Consider the following 24,268-nt stretch of genomic DNA (forward strand, 5'->3'; position numbering starts at 1 on the left):
AATTGCTGTTTACGCCACCGCGAATGGACGTATTTCCCTGCCTTGCTTGAGCATTTTTGGGGTAATGAAATAACGAGTCCTTGCACAACTTGCCGTTAGATCCAGCCAGTTATTAACGGCGCATTCAAGTCGCACGTAGGCACAGGTAGGCAGATGTTCTATTTGGTCGATGGATAGATAATTCTGCAGCTCAGTGAAAGCTGGATTGTGACCAACCAGAGTAACCTCAGAAAGGTTTTCGGGTAGTGCCTGGCAAAAATCCAGAACCTCAGACCAATTAAAGGTATACAAGTCCCGTTCTAATGTCGTATCCGCAAGCTGTTCAGCGCTTATGATCCTTTCCATGCCCGGTTCAAACTGATGTTCACTAATACGCTGTAACGTTTGTTTGGCGCGACTGGCATTAGAACAATAGACGTTTGAAAAGCAGCAACCTATATCCATAAGAACAGGCGCCATTAATTGACAATCACCCTGCCCCCTTTCATTCAAAGGACGTTCAATATCATCTAAACCAGAATTTTCCCAGCTTGATTTCGCATGGCGCACGAGATGCAGAATTTTCATAACGTGCAAGATAAAGCGCTGTTCATGAGATTAATACCAATTCACTTTACTTACTTTATATCAACAATATTAGGTGAATTAACCAGAGAAATATTCCCTTTCGAAAAATTGCTGTGCAATCAGCAATTAATGTTGATTGGTATAAGTATAGCGGCCGCATTTGGTGATAGGAGTTGCTCCCATTGCTCTGCAAGAGCAATGGGAATCGACAAGGTTTTTGGCAAGAATTATTGGTAAGGGTTGAAAAGCTCTTCTTCTTTCGGAGAGATTTCTAAGTAAAGCTCTTCCGCTCGTTCCCGGCTTCGTTTGATTTGCTCTCGAGATAATTCCTTTGCATCCATAGCCATACTTTGCTCAGCCGGTTTGTAACCATTGTAGGCGGCAACGCGATTCCATATGTAAGACATTTCGATGTCTTTGGTAACGCCTAATCCATCGTAATAAAGTAAAGCGAGGTTAAATTGTGCCAGCGCATAATTACGTTTTGCGGCCTGCTCATACCAAATCGCGGCGTTGTGATAGCTCTGGGAGGTACCCGTACCATTTTGGAACATAACACCAAGATTAAACTGGGCGGCAACCAAATCTTTTTCAGCTGCTCGCTTGGTATAAATAAACGCTTTTTTCAGGTTTTTTTCTGTGCCACGTCCTTCACTGTACATTTGCGCAACAGCAAATTGTGCTTCGGGAACACTTCTGCCGGCAGCTCGTTCATATAACTTAAACGCTTTTTGCTGATTTTTCTGAACACCAAAACCATTTTCATACAACACCCCCTGCTGATAAAGCGCTGGTGGGTAACCTAACATAACCAAAGGCTTTAGCTCTTCAATCGCTAACGTAAACTCGCCACGATTCATATGATATACGGCGTCATCATAATCGGCCAAAACTGGTGCTGAAAGAGATAAAGACAACATACTCCCAGCGATGAGCATGGAAAAATGTTTTTTAATTACGGACATAAACTCACTCTCTATGGTGTTTTATTACAATGTACGAAAAATTTAATAGACTTATCATACCCAGAAATTTAAATCGGGGCAAAACCTGCTTAGCATTAGCACTTAAAAGTTATGTTAGATTTTGTTTAACCTATCATAAAGGACGATAGAACCCGCCACCGAGACATTAAGACTATAGTCACCAGGCAGTTTAATCAGGCGATGGCATTTATCCATAACCTCACGAGTGAGCCCTGACTGCTCATTGCCGAGCAAATACACACAACGGTGAGGATGTTGAAATTTACCAATATCGACGGCTTTATCGTCCAATTCTACACCAACAAGCTGCGTATCATAGGGCAGATGAGCGATTAAATCGTCAATATCCTGATAATGAAATAATGGGATTTTTTGCCAGGCATTAACCACATCTGAGGTTTGCTTTTTATATTTGCTGCCGAGCGTGAAAATAAATGAAGCACCGAGAATATATGCGCTGCGCCACAGGGTGCCAATATTTTCCGGATCTTTTTGGTTAACAATGCCAATGCCAAAAAATCCGTCTTGTGGGTAGGTTTGTTTTAATCTGGCCATACGTTCTCTTCTGACACAAATATTGCCACGTAGCTAAAATGGATATCCAGCACTTGTGCAAACCCTTACTAGCACCGTCCATGGCTCGTAAGGATTAGTAAAGGGATTTACTATATGTCGATATATCATGGAGGCAATATCTCGACTAAGTATGTCCATGTGCAAACCCTCCCTTGAATCGATTGTCAGTTCCAGACACAATCGATATATCTACATCCTTGTAGGTAACCATCCATGGTGCGGGAGGAAAGATACAGGGATGTATTGAATGTCGAGATATCATGGAGGCAATATCTCGACTAAGCACATCCCTGTGCAAAAAAGCAGGCCGGAGCCTGCTTTTAACTTATTTTAAACTGTCGAAAAAATTCTTCACACCGTCAAAAAAGCCCTGCTCCTTTGGACGATATCGGGCAGCATCTTTACCTGTGCCCATACTCTCTTCGAGTTTTTCCAGCAATTCCCGCTGCTCTGATGTTAAGTTAACCGGGGTTTCCACCACAACTTTACACATCAAATCACCGGTAATGGAACTGCGTACCGATTTCACCCCTTTTCCACGTAAACGGAACATCTTGCCGGTTTGCGTTTCTTTAGGGATCTTCAGTTTGACTTTACCTTCTAAAGTCGGCACTTCAATCTCACCGCCTAACGCTGCGGTTGTAAAACCAATCGGTACTTCACAGTACAAGTGGTTATCGTCACGAACAAAAATATTATGGTCGCGAACATTAACCTGAACGTATAAATCACCCGGAGGCGCGCCATGCTCGCCTGCTTCACCTTCGCCAGTTAAGCGAATGCGATCGCCGGTATCAACGCCAGCTGGAATTTTTGCCGAAAGTGTCTTAGTCTTTTTAACTCGACCTTCACCGTGACAAGAGTTACAAGGGTCTTTAATCACCTTACCGCTACCTGAACAGGTTGGACAGGTTTGCTGCACCGCGAATAACCCCTGACGCATTTGCACCTGACCATGACCATGACAGGTTGGACAGGTTGATGCCGAAGAACCAGACTTAGCACCGCTACCGTCACAAGGCTCACAACTTACGTAAGTAGGGACCTGAAGTTCAACGGTTTTACCTTTAACCGCTTCTTCCAAAGACATGTCAAGGTTATAACGTAAATCTGCACCGCGACGGGCGCGAGACTGGCCCCCGCGACCACGACCGCCACCGAAAATATCGCCGAATACATCGCCAAAGATATCGCCAAAATCAGCGCCACCACCAAAGCCACCGGGGCCCTGACCTTGTTCAAACGCGGCATGACCATATTGGTCATAAGCCGCACGCTTTTGACTGTCATTAAGCACTTCGTAGGCTTCTTTAACCTTTTTAAATTGCTCTTCCTTTTCCTTATCGCCTTTGGTGCGATCCGGATGGAATTTCATTGCAAGGCGTTTATAGGCCTTTTTAATATCGCGCTCAGATGCATCCTTGGCGACACCCAGCACTTCGTAATAATCAGTTTTTGCCATAGTCTTTGTACTGCTTATTGGTTAAAACAAATAAAGCGCTAAACAATAGAGCGCTTTATTTCATTGGCTAAAAGTAGCGCCTGAATTCATTCCAGGCGCTGGATAAGTGAATTATATCAATTACTTCTTATCGTCTTTAACTTCTTCAAACTCAGCGTCAACGACGTCTTCTGCTGGTTGTGCCTGCTCTGCATCAGCCTGTGGAGCTTCAGCGCCCTGTGCCTGAGCTTTTGCCTGAGCGATTTCCATTAATTTTGCAGATGCTTCGATAACCGCTTGCGATTTAGCATCGATGGCTTCTTTGTCTTCGCCTTTGATTACATCTTCAAGCTCTTTTACTGCCGCTTCAATTTTGTCTTTATCTTCAGCTGGCAAGTCATCACCGGCTTCTTCAACCTGCTTGCGCGTCGCATGGACAAGACCATCAGCCTGGTTACGAGCCGTTACCAGCTCTTCGAACTTGGCATCGGCATCAGCATTGGCTTCCGCATCACGTACCATTTGCTCTACTTCATCATCAGACAGACCTGAAGAGGCTTTAATAGTGATCTTCTGCTCTTTACCTGTGTTCTTGTCTTTCGCCGTTACGTGCAGGATACCATCAGCATCGATGTCGAAAGTCACTTCGATTTGTGGCATACCACGAGGCGCTGGGTCAATACCTTCAAGGTTGAACTGACCAAGAGACTTGTTCAATGATGCTTGCTTACGCTCACCCTGAACAACGTGTACCGTTACCGCCGCCTGGTTGTCTTCAGCCGTTGAGAACACCTGAGATTGCTTAGTAGGAATCGTGGTGTTTTTCTCGATAACTTTAGTCATCACACCACCCATGGTTTCAATACCAAGAGATAGTGGCGTAACGTCAAGTAGAAGTACGTCAGTAACGTCACCAGAAAGAACGCCTGCCTGAACCGCAGCACCCGAAGCTACTGCTTCATCAGGGTTAACGTCTTTGCGTGGCTCTTTACCGAAGAAATCGGTAACTGCTTTTTGAACAAGAGGCATACGAGTCTGACCACCAACCAAGATAATGTCAGTAACGTCAGAGGTGGATAAATCAGCATCCTGTAGAGCGATTTTTAATGGCTCAAGGGTTGCTTTAACCATGTCTTCAACCAAAGACTCAAGCTTAGCGCGGGTTACTTTGATGTTCATGTGCTTAGGACCTGAAGCATCAGCCGTAATGTACGGTAAGTTTACGTCGGTCTGTTGTGCTGAAGATAGCTCACATTTAGCTTTCTCTGCCGCTTCTTTCAGACGTTGCATTGCCAGTGGGTCTTTAGTTAGATCCATGCCCTGCTCTTTCTTGAATTCTTCAACAAGGTAGTTGATTAGACGGTTATCGAAGTCTTCACCACCTAAGTGAGTGTCACCATTAGTCGCAAGTACTTCAAAGGTGTGCTCGCCTTCAACTTCATCAATCTCGATGATAGAGATATCGAACGTACCACCACCAAGGTCATATACCGCAACAACACGGTCACCCTGTTGCTTATCCATACCGTAAGCAAGAGCCGCAGCGGTTGGCTCATTGATAATACGCTTAACATCTAAACCTGCGATACGACCAGCATCTTTCGTAGCTTGGCGCTGAGAATCGTTAAAATAAGCAGGTACTGTGATAACCGCTTCAGTAACTTCTTCACCTAAGAAGTCTTCAGCCGTTTTCTTCATTTTCTTAAGAACTTCAGCAGAAACCTGTGGTGGCGCCATTTGCTCACCTTTTGCTTCAACCCAGGCATCACCGTTGTCGGCTTTTATGATACCAAAAGGCATGATGCCGATATCACGCTGAACTTCTTTGTCTTCAAAACGACGACCGATCAAACGCTTGATCGCGAATAGTGTATTTTCAGGGTTAGTCACTGCCTGACGCTTAGCTGGCTGACCAACTAAGGTTTCACCTTCTGCCGTGTAAGCAATAATTGAAGGAGTCGTGCGATCGCCTTCTGCGTTCTCAATGACACGAACTTTGTCGCCGTCTAGTACAGCAACACATGAGTTAGTAGTCCCTAGGTCAATACCTATAATTTTGCCCATCTTGAGGATCTCCGAAAAACATAAAATATGATAAAAAATTTGATACTTCTTTTAGTGGGGGACGGCTATTTATTTTTCAACGGGAAGAATGAAAAAAAATGAAAAAAAGTGGTAAATCCCTTAAAAAAATTGCGGATTTATCAATATTGAGGGTTTCTAAGAGGATTCGGTCGTTGATTAAGAGGACGAGACTTGCTGGCTCTCTTCACTTTTGCGGTCAGCAAAACGCTCCATAATTTCTAGAATTTGTTGTTCACAGGCAATAAACTGAGGCACTAATTCCGGGTCAAAATGCTTACCCGCCTGATTCTGCAGATATTCAAAGGTTTTATCTAATGGCCAGGCTTCTTTGTAGGGACGTTCTGAGGTCAAAGCATCAAAGACATCGGCGATAGCAACAATTCTCGCACTTAGAGGAATATCCTCGCCTATCGTGCCATGGGGGTACCCGCTGCCATCAAATTTTTCATGATGGTACAGAGCTATCTCGCGCGCCATCTGCAATAATTCTGAGGAGTGCTTACCGATAATGTCAGCGCCATATTGGACGTGGCGCTGCATTTCCTGCCACTCTTCATCATTGAGCTTTCCGGGTTTGAGCAGAATTTTATCAGGAATGCCGATTTTTCCGACATCATGCATTGGTGCGGCGTTATAAAGAATGTCGACCCAATTATCCGGCGCATTAATTTGCTCCGCTAAAAGCTTGGAATAACGACTCATGCGAATAACATGCATTCCGGTTTCATTATCCTTGTATTCCGCTGCTCGTCCGAGGCGGTCAATGATCTCACGCCGGGTCTGTTCGATTTCCCGGGTGCGCTCTTTAACTTTCAGTTCAAGTTCACGCTGCTGGTTATACAAGGACAAATGGGTTTTCACCCGAGCCAAAACAATCGGCACACTAACCGGCTTACTAATGTAATCGACAGCGCCTAGCTCCAGCCCCACCTGTTCATCTTCAATAGCCGTTTTTGCGGTAATAAAAATCACCGGAATATCGACGGTAAGAGGATTGGCTTTGAGCAGGCGACAGACTTCATGACCATCCATACCTGGCATCATGATATCAAGAAGAATTAAATCCGGTTTATCGGGTCCGGCGACGATTTTTAACGCCAACTGCCCCGACAATGCCGCTTTTACTCGATAATGTTGTTTTAAAATACCATTGAGAACGTCAATATTTTCCGGGTTATCATCGACGATTAAGATGGTCGCCTTTGGCTCCATAGACCTCAATTTCCCCCGTAAAAAATTAACTTATTGAAATAATAGCAAGGGTATTAATAAGTTACTTAACTGTCTAATTTACTTATTATAAGCCTTGGTATAACCAATATTAGTTCATGGAATCCGATTTCGAGAAAGTGCGGATAAAAAAAAGCAGATCCGAAGATCTGCCTTTTTAAGTTTCCGGGTAATAGACTATTTAGAAACCATTACCATGGCTGGGCGCAATAAACGGCCATTTAGCTCATAACCTTTTTGCATGACTGCGATCACAGTATTTGCGTCAACACCTTCAACTGGCTGCATTGACATTGCCTGATGTAATTCCGGGTTAAAGGGTTGGTCTTTCGGGTCGACCACGTTAACGCCAAACTTATCCAAAGCTGCTAACAAGCTTTGCAGCGTTAATTCGATACCTTCAATCATCGCTTTATTTGATTCATCGTCTTTATCGATATTTTCAAGACCACGTTCAAGGTTATCGACAACGACTAATAATTCACCGGCAAATTTTTCTAAAGCAAATTTTTTAGCTTTATCAACTTCCTGAGCGGAACGACGACGAATGTTATCAACTTCAGCTTTGGCACGGATCACAGAGTCTTTCTGACCATCGATAGTCGCTTGTGCTGCTGCAAGCTTTTGCTCTAACTCAGCAATCTTTTGCTGCTCTTCACTAAGCTCTGCAACTACCTGCTCTTCTACCACTTCACCTTCAACCGCTTGCTCAGCGGTTTCTGCAACCACTTCCTCGGCAGCTTGTTGCTCGGTGTTCTCTTCCATTTCAGCTTGTGCTTTCACAGTCTCTTCGCCGTGATTTTTTGACTCAGTCGTCATTGATAACTCCAATAAAACCTGTATTGCTGGTAATTATGGGGATTGAAAAAATAGGATCAAGCCTTAACGATAAGAAAAATCTTTCTTTATACCAATCCCACTAAAATAGAACGACGATATCAATGAAATCTATGCTGAATCTCAACCTAAGCCCTAACTCTCAGTTGGGCAAAAATTTAATGGGATTGGTATTACTTGGGAAATTTTTATGCGACACTGCCACTATTAGAATAATTATTGTTAAAAGCCCGCAAGTTACGGGCAAAAATACGCTGAAATAACATGACACAACAATACAAAACCATCGGCCTGATTGGCAAACCCGATCACAGTGGCGCCCTGGCGACAATAAAGTCTCTATTAACCTTTTTATCCGATAAAGGTTATCAGGTACTGGTGGAAAATACCGTTGCCCGACAAATCGAACTGGCTTCTAAGCAAGCTCGCGACATTACCGAGATAGGTGAATTGGCAGACCTTGCCATTGTTGTTGGTGGTGACGGTTATATGCTTGGTGCTGCAAGGGTTCTGGCGCGCTATAACATTGCCGTCGTTGGTGTAAACCGAGGTAACCTTGGATTTCTGACCGATATCTCTCCAGATAACCTATTCGATCCGTTACAGGAAATCCTCCAGGGACGATCGAAAACCGAGCATCGATTCTTAATTCAGGCGGAAGTTTACCGCCACGGCAAATTAAAAAGTGCCAATAGTGCGGTAAACGAAGCAGTACTTCACCCGGGTAAAGTTGCATCGATGATGGAATTTGAAGTCTATCTTGATGATGTATTTATGTTCTCTCAGCGTTCCGATGGCTTGATCATTTCAACACCAACAGGCTCTACGGCTTATAGCATGTCAGCGGGTGGTTCGATATTAACCCCAAATCTAAACGCGCTTACCCTAGTGCCAATGTTCCCGCACACCCTGACATCAAGACCGATTGTCGTAGATGGCGATTCGGTATTAAAACTTGTTGTTGCCACCAATAATTCGGAAGACTTACAAGTCAGTTGCGATGGTCATGTGATTCTTGCGGTTATGCCGGGTGATGAGATCATCATTAAAAAATGCGAGCAAACCTTAAGATTGGTTCACCCGCTTGATCATGATTATTTCAATGTTTTGAGAAGTAAATTAAGTTGGGGTAACAAGATTTACTAACAAACTGATCCAGCGATGCAATGACTGCCACTGACGTCGATATTTATGCGTTAAACTACGCCCTTGCACCGACTAAAATGAAGCGATTTATACCAATCCCACTAAGTTTGTGCACAACTCAGAGTTAGGGCAGAGGTTCAGTTACAACATAGATTTCGTTGATATAGTCATTCTATATTAATGAAATATAGGGCAGTAAATGGGCCTCTCACTAACTCCCTACGGGTGAGTTTTAAAGGCATTTATCCTGCGTTACTGATTTTGACAATGGAGTGACCATTCTCTGCAATCAAAGCCTTGTCTAAAAGCCTTTAAATTCTCACTGAGTGAGCAATAATTTAATGGGATTGGTATTAGTGATAAGCCTTAAATCTTTGTCCACTAAAAGGCGCAATTATTTTAACCATACTTTGTTTTTCAATAACGCTTAGCTGTTATTAAAAATTACCGGTCATTCCCTTTACACATTCCGTGCAAAAGCACAATAATAGATAAAGGACGATGTTGAAATTGAACAAAGAATAAATGGTAAACAAAAAAAGTTACAAAGGATGTAAAACCGCACTGATGCTAACTGGTGGTGGCGCCAGGGCTGCTTATCAGGTCGGTGTGTTAAAGGCCATTGCCAGTTACATGCCGAGAAACCATGGCATTCCTTTTCCCATCATCTGCGGTACCTCTGCAGGAGCCATTAATGCTACAACCATTGCCTGTTATGCATCCTGCTTTCATCTCGGTGTTCGCAAATTAGAATGGGTCTGGAAAAACTTACACACCTCTCATATTTATCACAGCACCGCCGGGAAAGTGTTCGGTAACATCATCGCCGGTTTTCTCAGTAACTTTGGTGCCCAATACGCGACCCCTAAGTCATATAGCCTGCTAAACAATGCGCCGCTTCGAGATTTACTCAATGAAGTCGTCGACTTCAAGCGCATTGATATCAACATTTTAAACGACTACCTGTCTTCGATTGCGATAACCGCATCAAGCTACTCCTGCGGCGATTCAATCAGCTTCTATCAGGCCGATAAATCCATTGAACCCTGGCAGCGGGCAAAAAGGCGCGGGGTTCAATGCCAGCTCAATACCGAACACTTGATGGCGTCTTCCTCGATTCCTTTGATATTTCCGCCCATTAGAATCAATCAAAAACATTATGGTGATGGCTCTGTAAACCAATTGTCGCCATTGAGCCCGCCGATTCATCTCGGTGCTGAACGTATCTTTATGGTAGGTGTTGAACAACCCGAAGAAGAATCCGAGCTGTATAATCACATCATTAATCAGCAAAAAAATTACCCTCCATCAGTCGCAACGGTTGCCGGCCATTTAATGGATACGGTATTTGCGGAAACATTGAATAGTGATCTGGAACGATTAAAACGGGTAAATCGTACCGTTGAACTCATTGATAAAAGTAAGCGAGAACTGCAATCAGAGTTGCGCCCCATCGATACCTTGTTGATAAATCCAAGCAAAAATTTCAATCGGATAGCACAGCAACATTATGGTGAATTGAACTGGCCTTTAAGGTTATTGTTACGTTTTATGGGGGCGACGCAGGATTCAGAGTCGAGTTTAACCTCTTATATTTTGTTTGAACAAGATTACTGCAAAAAACTGATACAGGTGGGCTATCAGGATGCAATGGAAAAGGAACAGCAAATTCGCGAATTTTTATCCCTATGAACTCATTAAACTAAGCGAAGAAAACCAGCGCTATTCTCCTTTTTGCAAAAATCTCTCCACCCTTTCAACTCGTCTTGGCTTACCTTGCAATACTAAAGTATCCTGGGCCATCAAAACCTCATCACCAGGAGGGTGAGGGATCTCCTGACCGCGGCGGCGAATTGCTAATATTTCTACCCGTTTTTCACTCAGTTTGAGTGTATCAATGCGCTTGCCGGTAGCAAAAGCATCATCGTTCAGCAGTGTCGCGTGAACAAACTCAAGCCGTTCAATGGCACCTGCACTCATATCGGTATCGACACCAGGATAAAAACCATGCAGGCGATTATAATGATTTTTCCTTTCCGCACGAATTTGACGGACAATTCTCGAAAACGGCACGCCACTTAAATTTAACACCTGAGAAACCAGCATTAAGCTGCCCTCCAGTGATTCAGGAACCACTTCGGTCGCTCCGGCTTCCTGGAGTTTTGTCAAGGCATCATCATTACGTGTTCGAACCAAAATCTGCACATGCTCTGACAACGACCGCACTTTTTGCACTACATCAAAAGATTGCTCTGGTTCACCGTAGGAAACTACCACCAATTTTGCCTGCTCGATATTGGCTGCATGCAAAACTTCCGCCTGGCGTGCTGAACCAAAGAGCACATTTTCACCTGCTTCTCGAGCTTCAGTAACCCGCACCGGATCAATATCGATCGCGATAAAATTGATATTCTCCTGTTTCAGGAACCGACTAACCGTCTGACCAACCCTACCAAAACCGCAAATAACTACATGTTCACTCATTTCTTGCTGCGGCTGAGTCAGTTCTTCATTATCCTGAGCCTGATGATTCTCTACCGTCAGTTTTACCGCCCAGCTTCTTGCATGGGTGATCATAAATGGCGTTATCGCCATCGATAGTATGCCTGCACCAAGCAATATCGAGGTTAACTCAGTACTAAATACGCCGTTATTTGCTGCCATTGCTATCAGTACGAAACTAAACTCCCCCATCTGCGCCAACATAAAACCTGCTGCCCAGGAGTCTTTGGCAGACTCGCCCGCCCGAACACCGAGTATGCGGATGACGGAAATCTTTATCAATAATGATAAAAGTAACACTAAGGCTATACTGCCGGGTGATTGCAATAATGCCTGCCAATCGAGCTTCATGCCTACGGTGACGAAAAATAATCCAAGTAGAATATCCCTAAATGGGCGAATATCGGCTTCAAGCTGATATTTATATTGGCTTTCACCAAGCATCATTCCCGCAAGAAAAGCCCCGAGGGCCATCGATAACCCGAAAAACTGCGTCAGCGCTGCAGCCAGCAAGGTTACCAGCAAGGTTGTTAATACAAAAAGCTCATCGGTGCGAACCTGAGCCACGACGTTGAAGATACGAGGCAATAACCAACGACCTGCAAACAACAACACAGCGACGACAAATAAGCCCTTTACCAGTGCCAGAAATAACGCACTAAGCACACCCCAGTCGGCGCCCTCGCCCAGCAACGGAATTAAAATTAAAAAAGGGACAACGGCAATATCCTGACAGAGCAAAACGGCAACGGATATCTGCCCAGAACGGCGTTTAATCGAGCCGGATTCAGACAGTTGACGAATCACGATTGCTGTCGAAGATAATGCCACCACACCACCAATGACAAATGCGGTTGGCAGGGAGAATCCAAAGAGTAACGCCAGCACAATGACGATAAGCAAAGTTAAACCAACCTGCTTGCAACCGACATCGGTTACCAGGTGGCGCATTGCTAAAAGTTTTGGAAGTGAAAATTCAAGTCCAAGAGTAAACAACAAAAATACAATGCCGAGTTCAGCAATATGCTCATAGTCTGATTCATCACCGGTAATATTCAGACCATGTTCACCAATTAAAGTACCAGCAACCAGATAGGCCAGGATCGCGGGCAAACGCCACCGCCTGAATAACCAGACGACAACGACTGCCGCCACTAAGATTGCAAGAACCTGATAAAAGTTGCCCACTTAGAACCCTTTTGAATTGAAGGCCATGCCTGACAATAATCCTGTCACATAGCTAGCGAAGGTAACGATCCCATTCCATACTAATACCAAGTCCACTAAGTGTTTTCTCACTCAGTGAGAATTTAAAGGCTTTTAGACAAGGCTTTGATTGCAGAAAATGGTTATTCCATTGTCAAAATCAGTAACGAAGGATAAACGCCTTTAAAACTCACCCGTAGGGAGTTTATCAAAGGCCCATTTAAGGCCCTAGATTTCAGTAATATAGAATGACTATATCAATGAAATCTATGTTGTAAATGAACCTTTGCCCTAACTCTGAGTTGTGCAAAAATTTAATGGATTTGGTATAAGTATCTATGTAAATCGAAACATTGTTAATTTTATACGGCGAGATTTTTCCTGGTTCGTCCCACAACCTATGGACAAACACGAAAAAAACATCGACATTTCAAATAGAAAGACTTCCATCTTAGAGATTGATTCGGAGTTAGACAAGCAGTTACATCAGGGATTCTTCCTTCATGAAGTGTTAGTTAAACCCGATCTTGGCATCGTCATTCGGGAAACAGAACGATTTCACCTGGCCCCTAAAGCTATGGAGGTATTAGTGTTGCTGGCTTCCCGGCCAGATATCGTCGTAACATACGAACAAATACTTGGGGTTGTCTGGGCCAGCAGTAAGGCATCAAAAAGCACGGTATCTCATACCATCAGTGAAATCCGGCAGGTATTAGGGGATCCGAAAGAATGCCCAATCATGATCCAGACCATTCCGCGCAAAGGTTACCGACTAAAAGTTACACCAACCCTGCTTGAAAACAGCGATGCTGACCATTTAGGGTTACCTTCCCCTGGTCCTTTCAAGCTCTCATGGGCGATGATAAAAAGCAGCAGACTATTTAAAGTCAGCGCTGCTTACATCCTGTTTTCGTGGATCATGCTGCAAGCCTTCGCCATTATTTTTCCGATTTTCGAATTTCCCGACTGGGGGTTAAAGGTCGCCACTCTGGGACTCGTTATCGGCTTTATCATCGTCATTATTTATTATTGGTTTAGTGAAATTGATGCACGTAAACGATTAGCAAAAGCCAAGGCAACAAAAGTAACCCTGATAAAACAATTCATCTTTGATTCAATTTTCGTGTTTGGTGCTTTAGGAGTGATTTTTTTGATTTCCAGTCACCTGGTAGAAAAGATTGATGAACAGGTATCGAACCCCGGAACAACAATGGACGGTTCCTCAGGCGTAAATAGTAATGCTGTCGCGGTTTTTCCATTTTCAGATTCACAACATTCAGACGAAACATCATACTACCCGGCAACCATTCAGGAAGAGCTGATCAGCTATCTGTCTTCGTCACCTCAAATCAAAGTAACCTCGCTGCGCTCAACCAATTCGATGCCGCAAAATAGTGATATCAATGCGATAAAACTGCAACTAAAAGCCAGGTATTTGATAGAAGGAACCATTTCCTATGATCAGGAAACCCTGGAAATCACCAGTCGATTAATTGATACCGAAACCGGATTTCAACTCTGGCAAGATAAACTGTCAGGCAACAAAAACCAACTACTGGCGCTTAATGAGGAGCTATTCAGGAAAGTCCAGAATGCTTTATTGTTATTAATTACCGGTAGCTCTCAGGAAAACGAATCGCTAAACCGACCTACAGAGAATTTCGCCGCCTATGATGCCTATCTGCAGGGTAAAGCTGCCTACCAGGACGATAGCAGCATATCCAGTTTAAAAACCGCGGAAAAACACTTCACTAAAGCCTTATCTCTCGACAATCAGTTTGTACTCGCCGCGGCTGCGCTATGTAAAACTAACCTGAAAATGTACACCTTTAGTCAAACCATCAGTGAATACCAAAAAGCCAAGCAATCCTGTGAGCTGACGGCTAATTACAAACAAGTGAGCAGCGAATTGCATCTGGCTCTGGGAAAGCTTTATCTGACAAATGGCGAATATCATCATGCCAAGGAACAGTTTGAAGAAGCGCTGCATGTTGACGAAAACAATTCCGAAGCCATGTGCGATTTAGCGACTACATACAAGCATTTGGAAGAACCTGTAAAAGCCCGGCAGTTTTACCGCAAAGCTATCCAGTCGGAACCAGGCTTTTGGTACAACTATTATGAGTACGGCGCATTTTTGTTTACTACCGGCAATTTTAAAGAAGCCATTATCCAGTTTAAAAAGGTCAATTTACTTAAAGATGATATGGTTAGTTCTTACAACGCTTTAGGGGCTTCGCACATGATGTTATGGCAGTTGGACGAAGCGGTGGTGGCACTAAATAAGGCTATTGAATTAGAACCAAGCGCTCTGGCATTCTCGAATTTGGCGACCAATTATTTCTATCTGCAAGAGTTCGACGTGGCTGCAACAAACTATGAAAAAGCGCTACATCATGCGCCGGATAACTACACTTATTGGGGCAATCTTGCCGATGCAATTCGATATCAGGGCTCTGACATTCCAAAAGCCCAGAATGCTTATAACAAAGCCCTGAACTTAGCGAAACAAAATGAAAAGATAAACCCTAATGATATAAACCTGAAAGCGCAGATCTCCCGATATCATTCGGAATTAAACCAATGTCAAATGGCCGCGGATTATCAAAATTCGGTACTGCAAACTGAGCATCAGGATCCTCAGGTTTTTTATGATATGGCCATCGTCGCAAAAAACTGCCTCTCCAATGTGCAAATGAAAAGCATGCTAAACAAGGCAGTGTCGATGGGAGTAGACCCGAAAATGATATTAGCGGATCCGCAATTTTTAGACTATAAAGAAGAACTTATCAGGTTATTTAACAATGACGCTCCCCCCATCACAGGGACCTAATATCACTGCAGTTATTCTGGGGAATGACCTGAACCGGAGCCTTGCTTCTGGAACATTAAATTTAACCCCAGGAACCTACTATGAACACCCTTGTACAAGTAGCTCGAAAAACATTTATTGTCGCACTGTCCGTCATACTTTTACCGATGAGCATTGCTCAAGCGAAACAAAATGATCAAACATTGGTTATTGATATCGATCCGGTAACCAGTTGCGCGTTAACCGTCACCCTAGCAGACCCGGAAGATAACAACTGTAACAAGTTGGATAAGAACCCCTGCAAAAATGTGAAGGACTGTATTTGTTCAGTGAAAGATAAAAAGATTATCTGGAAAGCGGATAGTAAATACAAATACACCTTGCACTTCCATCCAGTAACGTCAGCTGCGGATTTACCGGTTAATCCAAACGATGATTTCGAGTTGGAATTAACCCCATTTAAAGAAAAAAACAAAGACGATGGTTGCTCAAGCACCCTGGTAACTTCTGATGAAGGGGTGATTGATTGCAAAGTAAAAAATAAAGGCACCTGGGATTATGACGTCAAAGTCGAAGGGTGTGCGGAAGGATTTGATCCGCGAATCGTTATTCACCAATAGCGTTGGCATTACCAAGACTTTCGATTAGCCTTGATAGCGCTTCGTTTTTCTCTGAAGCGCTAAAATCCTCGCAGATACGAGCAAGACGCAGAGCATCACCAAAACGCTCTGGGGTCAGGCTGTAAACCGACTTGCTCAAAAAAACGGAATCCAAGCGATAGGTTTTTGAATAAAACTCAATCGCTTCTGAAACATCGGTAAAGTCGGTGCCGTCAAAATGAAACGATACCTGTTCGTCCAAAGACACTTCACAACCGCTTACCTGTAACGGCCAGCCCTTGAAGTTTACCCGGTCGCGGGCAATCTCAAACATAAACCAGGCGCTACGAGCGAACCCTTCAAAATTGCCGCCCTCAAAGCCACTGTTTTCCAGTTCTTCTTTGGTCCAGTTAACGCCAATCGCTAAATCTTTGCGATAAATCTTCCGCAACCCACTTTTAACTTTTTCGCGAACTTTAGCGATTGCTAGTTTCCGATGTTTGGCCGCCAGAGTTGCACACTCATGACACGTTGGAATAGCCATACCCTCAGAGTTAGTGTTGCTATCAGCGTTTGATTCAGGCTTATGGTTAAACACTCGCCCTGCTGGTTCTTTGCAAAACCAGCAGCAATGGCGATACTCAAAAGGCACCTCAATAGGCAAAACCCCAGGATTATTTACCGCAGGGCTTGATAGCTCTTGGTCGCGATCGCAAGAATGCTTTTCACCATGATAGAACTCATCGCTGTCTATATGAGAAAGTAAAGTGGTTTTTGCCCGGCGGCGATTATCATTATTCATCGTTACAATCTATCAATGTATTCAATCAGCGACTGGAATGACGGCTTTTGCGCTTAGCTTTACCTTTATTGGCAGAACCTGCGCGCTTTTTCTCGAGGGAGCGATTTTTATCCCGGATTTGTTGATAACGATTTTTTGCTACCGCCTTTTTCTCTTTCGTAGCCTGCTGTTTCTCTAGCTCGGGATTTAAGTCAAATTCATAACCGGGAAGTGCAACACGTTCGATCTTCTGCTCGATAAGCGCTTCGATATCGCCGAGGAATCGGTGGTCTTTTGGCGATACCAGAGAAATCGCCGTGCCAGATTTACCAGCACGCCCGGTGCGGCCGATGCGATGCACATAATCTTCAGCCAGGAACGGCAAGTGATAATTCACCACATATTCTAAATCCGGTATATCGATGCCACGAGCGGCAACATCGGTGGCAACCATAACCCGAGCTTTACCTTCGGTGAATTCTTGCAATGCCTTGTTTCGGGCACCTTGTGATTTTTCACCGTGACATAACACGGCTTTGATACCATCTAACTTTAGCTCTTTTGCCAATTCATTGGCGCTGTCTCGCGTACCAGCAAACACCATAACCTGATGCCAGTTATTGCGGCCAATTAACTCAGACAACATTTCCCGCTTGCGACTCTCCTGAACCGGGTAAACAAACTGACGGACTTTCTTAGCCGTCGCGTTTTGCCTGGCGGTTTCAATGATCCTTGGATTTTGCAGAATTTGTTTTGCCAGGTTTTTAACTTTATTGGAAAATGTTGCAGAAAATAGCAAGGTTTGATGCGGTTGCTTAATGCCAGACAAAATTTCTTCAATCGGTTTCAAAAAGCCCATATCCAGCATTCTGTCTGCCTCATCAAGCACAACAAACTTAAGTTGATTCAATCTCAGCGAACGATTTTGAATGTGTTCTAATACCCGCCCCGGGGTTGCGACTACAATATCACAGCCCTGTTCAAGTCGTTTTTGTTGTTCACTATTACCAACGCCACCATAAACCAAAGTGGTGGTTAGCTGGGTAAATTGGCAATACTGCTCAATATTTTCTTTAACCTGTTTCGCCAGCTCGCGAGTTGGCGCCAGTATTAAGGCTTTAACGCCACTTCCCCGGGATGCTCCTGATTTGATCAACGACTCAATAATTGGAATCGAAAACGCGGCAGTCTTACCGGTACCGGTTTGCGCACTAGCCAATACGTCCTGACCCGAACGTATCGCAGAAATACCTTTTTGTTGAATCGGCGTGAGGTTTTTATAACCTGCTGATTTTACGGCCTGCAGCAATGGTTCCGGCAGACCGATAGCATCAAAACTCATGAATTTACCTTAGTGCTAAAATGTGCCGGCGATAATAGCAAAAATCAGGGCCAACCCCCTAATGATAATACCAATCTACTCAAATATGTGGGTTGGTATAACTAACGCCAGATTTTCTGAGTCAGGCGCATTTCCTGCTCCTGCTCTTCCTTCACTTTAAACTCGGGAACCTTACCCGAATCCAATTGCTGATTATAATCTTTAGCCACAAACACCAGAGATTTGGTCAGCAGCACGATCGCCGTGACGTTAACAATGGTCATCAAGCCAACGCCAAGATCCGCCATCGCAATAACTTCCCCGAGCGTCGCAACTGAACCATAAAATATCATTATTAAAAACACGATGTTGAAAAACAACTTACCGAGTTTGTTATTAAGGCCAATAAAGCTAAGGCTATTCTCTGCGTAGGCATAGTTGGCAACGATAGACGTAAAACCGAAGAATAAAATAGCAATGGAGATAAAATCACTGCCCCAGCTTCCCACCTGATTAACCAGTGCCTGCTGCGTTAACTGAATGCCGAATTCTTGTCCAAGAGGTATGCCGGACATCAGGATAATTAACGCAGTACAGGTACACAACACTATGGTATCCATAAATACGCCGAGCATCTGCACATAGCCTTGGGAGACCGGATGCGGTGGATAAGGCGTTGCCGCAGCGGCCGCATTTGGCGCACTACCCATACCGGCTTCGTTGGAGTAAAGTCCACGTTTTACCCCTTGCATAATCGCGGCGCCAACCAATCCAGAACCCGCTTCCCTTAGGCCAAATGCCGAACCGACAATATCGGCAAAAATGCCAGGAACAATACTGAGGTTCATGCCAATTACAATAAGGGCAACGATTACATAGGCAACACCCATGAAAGGTACAGCCAACTCTGCAAAACGAGCAATATTCTTCAAACCACCAACAACAATTACCGCGGTTAATATGGTGATAACGATGCCCGTATAAACAGGGTCAATGCCGTAAGAGCCATTAAAGGCGTCACTGATTGAATTGGCCTGAACGGCGCCAAATACAAATCCATAACCAAAGAACAGACAAATTGAAAAGATCAGCGCCATTGCTGGGCTTTTAAGGCCTTTGCGCATGTAATAAGCCGGCCCACCGCGAAAGCTGCCCAGGCTGTCTTTTTCTTTATAAAGTTGCGCCAGAGTACTTTCAGCAAATGAGGTTGCCATGCCGACAAGAGCGATAACCCACATCCAGAACACGGCGCCAGCCCCCCCCAATGAGATAGCCACCGCTACCCCCATCAAGTTACCGGTACCCACTCGCGCTGCCAGTGTGGTACACAGGGCCTGAAATGAGGAAATACTGGTATTGTCGCCCGTGCGGCTATGGCGCATTACCGAAAACATATGGAAGAAATGACGAAACTGAATCGCTTTCAAGCGCACCGTAAACCAGATACCCGCCAGCACCAGCATATAAATGAGGACATAGCCCCAGACAATATTATTCAAAAAAGCGACTACGTCATGTATCACAATACTTCCTTAGTTTTCATTCAACGGTTAGTTTTTATTATTATTTGTGTTTCACTATTTCAATTTGTTACCCCGCCTAAAGCATAGACGGGTTATATCTTAGCCACTGTTTTTTTGCTGGCGCTCGAGCATTTGTTGTAATTGAGCTATCTGCTCTTGCAAAGCATCCACCTGAGCACGGGACGCGGGCTCCCCCTCTTCAGCACTTTCACCATGGCTTGAGGCACGTTGCTGCTCATGCTCGGCACTCATCACTTCCAGTACGGTTCCTACCATCATATTGAGGAAAATAAACGCCGTCAGGAAAATAAACGTCAGGTAATAAATCCAGCTTAACGGGTAAACTGCCATGGTTTCATACATTACATCGGTCCAGTCTTCAAAGGTCGCAACCCGGAACAGCGTCAGTAATGATACTGAAACATCTCCCCATAAAAACTCATTGATATCATGGAAGATAATGCTGCCAATGGCGGCATATATATAGAAAATAACAAACATTAGCAGGGCGATGTAACCCATTTGTGGAATCGCTTTAAGCAGCGCATTTATCAGCATGCGCAGCTCCGGTACCATGGATACCAGTCGTAATACTCGGAAAACACGAAGTAAACGCGCCAGTAGTACACCGGAACCACCATCCGGGATCAGGGAGCCGATGACGATAATGGTATCGAATATGTTCCAGCCCTTTTTGAAAAACTGAGATTTTTGCTCTGTGGCGAGAAAGCGAATGACAATTTCTATGGCAAAAAATACCGTAATACTGACGTCTAGGATACCAATTAAATCTACCAAATGTTTCGGTAAATCATGGGTTTTGGCACCGATTAATAAAGCGGATATAACAATCACCGCAATTACAACGCCCTGAAATAACTTACTGGAATCGATAACTTTCAGCGTACGTTGCAGAGTATCTATGGTAATGGACATGTCGAAAACTGGGTTGTGAATACAAAAGATAGAGGGGTTATAAAAATTGTATGGTTTAAAATCAAGAAAAACTTGGTTTTTCTCCCTAATTCTGGGCTAAATAGACCCTAATTTTCGATATCGTCGCCACAGCAAGCACAACCTATGAACCCAAGACACTTATTAGAATTGATATTACTGGCCGCAATTTGGGGTGGCTCTTTTCTATTGATGCGGGTTTCGGCGCCGGAATTAGGTCCGGTAGTTTTGATCACCTTGCGCACAGTAATTGGCTTTATCACGCTTTTACCCTTCTTGATTCATATGAATAAGCAACGTCAGGTTCGTCAACATGGCTGGCCGATATTTGTTGTCGGGATGACCAATACTGCCATTCCCTTTGTATTGTTTGCCTTTGCCACCTTAACGCTAAGCGCGGGCCTTACCTCGGTATTAAATTCCACAGCACCAATATTCACCGCCATCATCGCTTATCTATGGCTTAAGGAAAAGCTCAACTGGTACCAGGCATTAGGCTTGTTACTCGGTTTCATCGGGGTACTTGTGCTATTCGCCAGCAAAGGAAGTTTATCCTTTGATAGCACGGCGTTGGCACTTTTCGCCGCCTTAGGAGCCACCTTACTCTATGGGTACGCAGCCTGTTTTACCAAACGTTACTTAAAGGGTGTATCGGCAATCGCCATCGCTGCCGGCAGTCAATTATTTGCCGCTTTGGTGTTGATCCCATTAGCGATCCCGCTTTGGCTGGAAATGGGGCCTTATCAGGAAATCAGCAACCAAACCTGGATTGCAACCATCATTCTGGGTGTGGTCTGTACCGCTCTGGCATATATTCTCTATTTCCGCTTGCTAGAACAATTGGGACCGGCTAAAGCCATCTCGGTAACCTATTTAATCCCGGTATTTGGTATTTTCTGGGGTATGTTGTTACTGGATGAGCAATTGACTCTGTGGATGGTATTGGGAGCAGGACTCATTCTTACCGGTGTTGGTTTAACCAATAAAAAATCGCAGAGCATCGGCAAAAGTTAGTCACCGGAGTTCTGGCTAATCCTCTTTTCGATAGGCAGTATCTAATGCTCCTGAATCCAGAAGATGGCGATAGTGGTTATTTTCTCGCTTGATAACATCTTCTATCGCCGCTTTAAAAGGGGATTCGGCAAGCAAGTAGTTGCCATAACTGAGCACAGGGACGAAACCGCGATTCAACTTATGCTCTCCCTGCACACCAGCGTCAAATTTTTGCAATCCGTGCTCAATGCAATATTCGATTCCCTGATAATAGCAGACCTCGAAATGGAGCCCGGGGATCTGTGCTAACGCTCCCCAATAACGTCCATATAAAGTGCCGGCATGTTCAAAGAATAACGCGCTGGCAATAGTCTGACCGTCTTTGCTTACCATCAAAAGGCGACAGTTTTCGGCTAAATTCTCCGACAAAGACTGAAAAAACTGTAGATTCAAATACCCTTGATGACCAGAGCGCTTTAGGTAGGTTTGACGATAACACTGGTAGAATAACTGCCAGTGAGTTGGTGTTATCTCGGCGTTTTCAATCCACTGATATTTTAGCTGTTGCTGAGACAGCACTTTACGCTCTTTCTTAATGCTCTTACGCTTGCGCGCTGTTAATTTTCCGAGAAAGTCATCAAAGGTTTTATAATCTTGATTAAACCATTGAAATAAAACATCATTTCGCTGAACTACCTGATACTGCTCTAACTCATCGCTGCTATCTTTGTCGATAAACAAACATTGAAAGTTGCTGGCGTCAAAAGCATCAAGTCGCTGCTTTAGCACTTCAATCAAAGTTTCGATAATCAGATTCCGACTAAGTTTGGTATTTTCAGCGAAAGCCAGGCGCGTTCCGGATACCGGTGTAAATGGGATGGCCGATAACAGTTTCGGATAATATTCCATTTGTCTTTGCTGGTATGCTGCCGCCCAATTCCAATCAAACATATACTCGCCGTAGGAATGCATTTTCACATAAAGAGGCAAACCTGCTATTGGCGTTTCTTGATCGTAAATAATTAAATGGTTAGCAATCCACCCGGTGTCAGCGCTGACACACTGGCTTTGCTCAAGGCTCAGTAGATATTGATATTGAATAAAAAGGGAATGGTTTTTGAAAAGCTGTTGCCAGTGGTCTCTTGGAATATCGCTGATCGAAGTAAAAAACCTGGCTGATAAGTTCATAATAATCGTTTGTTAAATACATAGAGGTGTTACCAATATGATAACACCTCTATATCAAGATGATTTGAGCGACAAATTATTGCTTGTGAACGACACCGTCTTTCATTACAAACTTTACAGAAAGCAACTGATTAATATCCTGTAAAGGGTTGTCATCCAGGGCTATGATATCGGCATATTTACCGCTTTCCAGTGTACCTAAGGTTTCGTTGGCATCAATCAAATCTGCAGCATTAACGGTCGCGGAAATAATGATGTCCATTGGCGTCATCCCTGCTTCATGCATCAATACCGCTTCCTGAGCATTATTACCATGCTTTGAAACACCAGAGTCGGTACCAAACGCAATCTTTACGCCTTCCTCATAAGCATTAGTGAAGTTTTTCAGCATATCAGCGCCTACACGTTCTGCTTTCGCCTTAATTGCTGGCGACATAAAGTCACTGTTTTGCGCCATTTTCAGAACCGTATCACCGGCAAGTAAGGTTGGAACCAGATACGCATCATTATCTAAAAACAGTTCAATACTGTCTTCATCGGCATAACTACCGTGCTCAATGCTATCGACTCCAGCTCGCAATGCCGCGTTAATACCTTCAGCAGCATGGGCGTGGCTGGCAACTTTGCGGCCAAGGGCGTGGGCAGCTTCAACAACCTCTTTAAGCTCGTCATCTGCCATCTGCTGACCGGTACCGGTATTGGTGTCAGAAAGTACGCCGCCGGTTGACGTAATCTTTATCACATCAGCGCCAAACTTAATCGCGCGGCGTGTCGCGCGGCGACAATCATAAGGACCGTCACAGATGGTTTTCGACGTATATTTATCCATCAGGTCATGACGCATTCCGTCAACATCACCATGACCGCCGGTTACGGAGACGCCACCAGAAGCAATGATGCGAGGGCCATCTACCCAGCCATTCGCAATCGCATCACGTAACGCGTATAACTGCTGCGGATCGGCACCTAAATCGCGAACCGTGGTGAAACCGGCATGCAGGGTTTTATTGGCAAAATGAACGCTGCGCATTCCCGCCAGTTCAGATGACATCTGTAGTGTCTCTTTGGCACTATTTGGTCCTAACTCCCCCTGAATGTGGACATGCATATCCATCATACCTGGCATCACAAACTCATTTTTTAAGTCTATCACTTCGACATCGGCACCATAATCTTTACCGGAAACATAACCGGATACGACTTCAACGATCTTATTATCCTTAATGACAACCGACTGACGTTTTTGTACCGTTTTCCCTGGCACTGCCAATAGCTCACCGGCATGAATAACTTTAATGTTTTCAGCCCAGGCCAAGCTACTGAACATGGCTTGCGATAAGAAGGTAAGAGCGATAGCTGGAAGTGCTAAGGATTTATATTTATTGTTATTAGTCATTGATTTTCCTTACTTCTGACTCAACACCTAATTTATACAATTCTGCATTGAGTTCGGGATAATTAACCTATTAATATCACAAACCAAAAAAAAATCTAAGACCATATAGCCTTAGATTTTTTCAA

At 44.1% G+C, this 24,268-nt stretch carries 19 protein-coding genes; 5 read left to right on the forward strand and 14 right to left on the reverse strand.

The window, feature by feature from the left end:
- Nucleotides 1-9 precede the first annotated feature (9 nt).
- The 7 genes from FNC98_RS11210 to grpE all read right to left on the reverse strand — a co-directional run bounded on the left by FNC98_RS11210 (nt 10) and on the right by grpE (nt 7,650).
- Nucleotides 10-567: a SixA phosphatase family protein gene (locus FNC98_RS11210; protein WP_143581321.1), complete on the reverse strand. Its 558-nt coding sequence runs from the start codon at nt 565-567 to the stop codon at nt 10-12.
- 227 nt (nt 568-794) lie between these two features.
- On the reverse strand, nt 795-1,532 hold the full coding sequence (locus tag FNC98_RS11215) for a tetratricopeptide repeat protein (protein WP_143581322.1): 738 nt from the start codon (nt 1,530-1,532) through the stop codon (nt 795-797).
- 114 nt (nt 1,533-1,646) lie between these two features.
- Nucleotides 1,647-2,108, reverse strand: a complete 462-nt coding sequence (locus tag FNC98_RS11220; RefSeq protein WP_143581323.1) for an RNA methyltransferase — start codon at nt 2,106-2,108, stop codon at nt 1,647-1,649.
- Nucleotides 2,109-2,454: 346 nt separating this feature from the next.
- Nucleotides 2,455-3,591 carry a molecular chaperone DnaJ gene (gene dnaJ, locus FNC98_RS11225; RefSeq protein WP_143581324.1) on the reverse strand — a complete coding sequence of 379 codons (1,137 nt, stop codon included), beginning with the start codon at nt 3,589-3,591 and terminating at the stop codon, nt 2,455-2,457.
- A 120-nt stretch (nt 3,592-3,711) separates the two neighbouring features.
- A complete protein-coding gene (dnaK, locus tag FNC98_RS11230; RefSeq protein ID WP_143581325.1) occupies nt 3,712-5,634 on the reverse strand; it encodes a molecular chaperone DnaK in 1,923 nt (640 codons plus the stop codon).
- A 177-nt stretch (nt 5,635-5,811) separates the two neighbouring features.
- A complete protein-coding gene (locus tag FNC98_RS11235; RefSeq protein WP_143581326.1) occupies nt 5,812-6,867 on the reverse strand; it encodes an HD-GYP domain-containing protein in 1,056 nt (351 codons plus the stop codon).
- A 195-nt stretch (nt 6,868-7,062) separates the two neighbouring features.
- Nucleotides 7,063-7,650: a nucleotide exchange factor GrpE gene (grpE, locus tag FNC98_RS11240; protein ID WP_409574581.1), complete on the reverse strand. Its 588-nt coding sequence runs from the start codon at nt 7,648-7,650 to the stop codon at nt 7,063-7,065.
- Between the two features lie 336 nt (nt 7,651-7,986).
- On the opposite strand from grpE, the gene nadK reads away from it, so the two are divergent.
- A complete protein-coding gene (nadK, locus tag FNC98_RS11245; protein ID WP_143581328.1) occupies nt 7,987-8,868 on the forward strand; it encodes an NAD(+) kinase in 882 nt (293 codons plus the stop codon).
- Nucleotides 8,869-9,393: 525 nt separating this feature from the next.
- Nucleotides 9,394-10,560: a patatin-like phospholipase family protein gene (locus FNC98_RS11250; RefSeq protein ID WP_143581329.1), complete on the forward strand. Its 1,167-nt coding sequence runs from the start codon at nt 9,394-9,396 to the stop codon at nt 10,558-10,560.
- 30 nt (nt 10,561-10,590) lie between these two features.
- On the opposite strand, the gene FNC98_RS11255 is transcribed toward FNC98_RS11250, so the two are convergent.
- Nucleotides 10,591-12,558, reverse strand: coding sequence for a monovalent cation:proton antiporter family protein (locus FNC98_RS11255; protein ID WP_143581330.1), 1,968 nt, complete (start codon nt 12,556-12,558; stop codon nt 10,591-10,593).
- A gap of 418 nt (nt 12,559-12,976) precedes the next feature.
- Between FNC98_RS11255 and FNC98_RS11260 the strand changes: the two genes are divergently transcribed.
- Both FNC98_RS11260 and FNC98_RS11265 read left to right on the forward strand, forming a co-directional pair.
- Nucleotides 12,977-15,409 (forward strand): winged helix-turn-helix domain-containing tetratricopeptide repeat protein, encoded by a 2,433-nt coding sequence (locus FNC98_RS11260; protein ID WP_143581331.1) that lies wholly within the window; start codon nt 12,977-12,979, stop codon nt 15,407-15,409.
- Between the two features lie 80 nt (nt 15,410-15,489).
- A complete protein-coding gene (locus FNC98_RS11265; protein WP_143581332.1) occupies nt 15,490-16,008 on the forward strand; it encodes a hypothetical protein in 519 nt (172 codons plus the stop codon).
- Here FNC98_RS11265 and FNC98_RS11270 read toward each other — a convergent pair.
- The 4 genes from FNC98_RS11270 to FNC98_RS11285 all read right to left on the reverse strand — a co-directional run bounded on the left by FNC98_RS11270 (nt 15,995) and on the right by FNC98_RS11285 (nt 20,548).
- Nucleotides 15,995-16,789, reverse strand: coding sequence for a hypothetical protein (locus FNC98_RS11270; RefSeq protein WP_143581333.1), 795 nt, complete (start codon nt 16,787-16,789; stop codon nt 15,995-15,997). The two genes, FNC98_RS11265 and FNC98_RS11270, sit on opposite strands and share 14 nt — an antisense overlap.
- 25 nt (nt 16,790-16,814) lie before the next feature.
- The gene (locus FNC98_RS11275; protein ID WP_143581334.1) at nt 16,815-18,110 is read right to left on the reverse strand and encodes a DEAD/DEAH box helicase; all 1,296 of its coding nucleotides are present in this window, start codon (nt 18,108-18,110) and stop codon (nt 16,815-16,817) included.
- Nucleotides 18,111-18,211: 101 nt separating this feature from the next.
- On the reverse strand, nt 18,212-19,612 hold the full coding sequence (locus tag FNC98_RS11280; RefSeq protein WP_221932881.1) for an alanine/glycine:cation symporter family protein: 1,401 nt from the start codon (nt 19,610-19,612) through the stop codon (nt 18,212-18,214).
- A gap of 99 nt (nt 19,613-19,711) precedes the next feature.
- Complete coding sequence (locus tag FNC98_RS11285) at nt 19,712-20,548, reverse strand: ion transporter (RefSeq protein ID WP_143581335.1); 837 nt, start codon at nt 20,546-20,548, stop codon at nt 19,712-19,714.
- A gap of 144 nt (nt 20,549-20,692) precedes the next feature.
- Between FNC98_RS11285 and FNC98_RS11290 the strand changes: the two genes are divergently transcribed.
- On the forward strand, nt 20,693-21,580 hold the full coding sequence (locus tag FNC98_RS11290; protein ID WP_143581336.1) for a DMT family transporter: 888 nt from the start codon (nt 20,693-20,695) through the stop codon (nt 21,578-21,580).
- Between the two features lie 15 nt (nt 21,581-21,595).
- On the opposite strand, the gene FNC98_RS11295 is transcribed toward FNC98_RS11290, so the two are convergent.
- Nucleotides 21,596-22,747: a GNAT family N-acetyltransferase gene (locus FNC98_RS11295; protein WP_143581337.1), complete on the reverse strand. Its 1,152-nt coding sequence runs from the start codon at nt 22,745-22,747 to the stop codon at nt 21,596-21,598.
- A gap of 76 nt (nt 22,748-22,823) precedes the next feature.
- A complete protein-coding gene (locus FNC98_RS11300; protein ID WP_409574552.1) occupies nt 22,824-24,143 on the reverse strand; it encodes an amidohydrolase family protein in 1,320 nt (439 codons plus the stop codon).
- Nucleotides 24,144-24,268 lie beyond the last annotated feature (125 nt).

Origin of the sequence: Thalassotalea sp. PS06, assembly GCF_007197775.1 — a bacterium.
Taxonomy (GTDB): Bacteria; Pseudomonadota; Gammaproteobacteria; order Enterobacterales; family Alteromonadaceae; genus Thalassotalea_A.

Coding starts and splice junctions, on each gene's coding strand:
- FNC98_RS11215 (WP_143581322.1), bottom strand. CDS start 1,532: ATGTCCGTAATTAAAAAACATTTTTCCATGCTCATCGCTGGGAGTATG.
- FNC98_RS11275 (WP_143581334.1), bottom strand. CDS start 18,110: ATGAGTTTTGATGCTATCGGTCTGCCGGAACCATTGCTGCAGGCCGTA.
- FNC98_RS11260 (WP_143581331.1), top strand. CDS start 12,977: ATGGACAAACACGAAAAAAACATCGACATTTCAAATAGAAAGACTTCC.
- grpE (WP_409574581.1), bottom strand. CDS start 7,650: ATGGAAGAGAACACCGAGCAACAAGCTGCCGAGGAAGTGGTTGCAGAA.
- FNC98_RS11295 (WP_143581337.1), bottom strand. CDS start 22,747: ATGAACTTATCAGCCAGGTTTTTTACTTCGATCAGCGATATTCCAAGA.
- FNC98_RS11220 (WP_143581323.1), bottom strand. CDS start 2,108: ATGGCCAGATTAAAACAAACCTACCCACAAGACGGATTTTTTGGCATT.
- dnaJ (WP_143581324.1), bottom strand. CDS start 3,591: ATGGCAAAAACTGATTATTACGAAGTGCTGGGTGTCGCCAAGGATGCA.
- nadK (WP_143581328.1), top strand. CDS start 7,987: ATGACACAACAATACAAAACCATCGGCCTGATTGGCAAACCCGATCAC.
- FNC98_RS11285 (WP_143581335.1), bottom strand. CDS start 20,548: ATGTCCATTACCATAGATACTCTGCAACGTACGCTGAAAGTTATCGAT.
- FNC98_RS11270 (WP_143581333.1), bottom strand. CDS start 16,789: ATGAATAATGATAATCGCCGCCGGGCAAAAACCACTTTACTTTCTCAT.
- dnaK (WP_143581325.1), bottom strand. CDS start 5,634: ATGGGCAAAATTATAGGTATTGACCTAGGGACTACTAACTCATGTGTT.
- FNC98_RS11210 (WP_143581321.1), bottom strand. CDS start 567: ATGAAAATTCTGCATCTCGTGCGCCATGCGAAATCAAGCTGGGAAAAT.
- FNC98_RS11265 (WP_143581332.1), top strand. CDS start 15,490: ATGAACACCCTTGTACAAGTAGCTCGAAAAACATTTATTGTCGCACTG.
- FNC98_RS11250 (WP_143581329.1), top strand. CDS start 9,394: ATGGTAAACAAAAAAAGTTACAAAGGATGTAAAACCGCACTGATGCTA.
- FNC98_RS11300 (WP_409574552.1), bottom strand. CDS start 24,143: ATGACTAATAACAATAAATATAAATCCTTAGCACTTCCAGCTATCGCT.
- FNC98_RS11235 (WP_143581326.1), bottom strand. CDS start 6,867: ATGGAGCCAAAGGCGACCATCTTAATCGTCGATGATAACCCGGAAAAT.
- FNC98_RS11290 (WP_143581336.1), top strand. CDS start 20,693: ATGAACCCAAGACACTTATTAGAATTGATATTACTGGCCGCAATTTGG.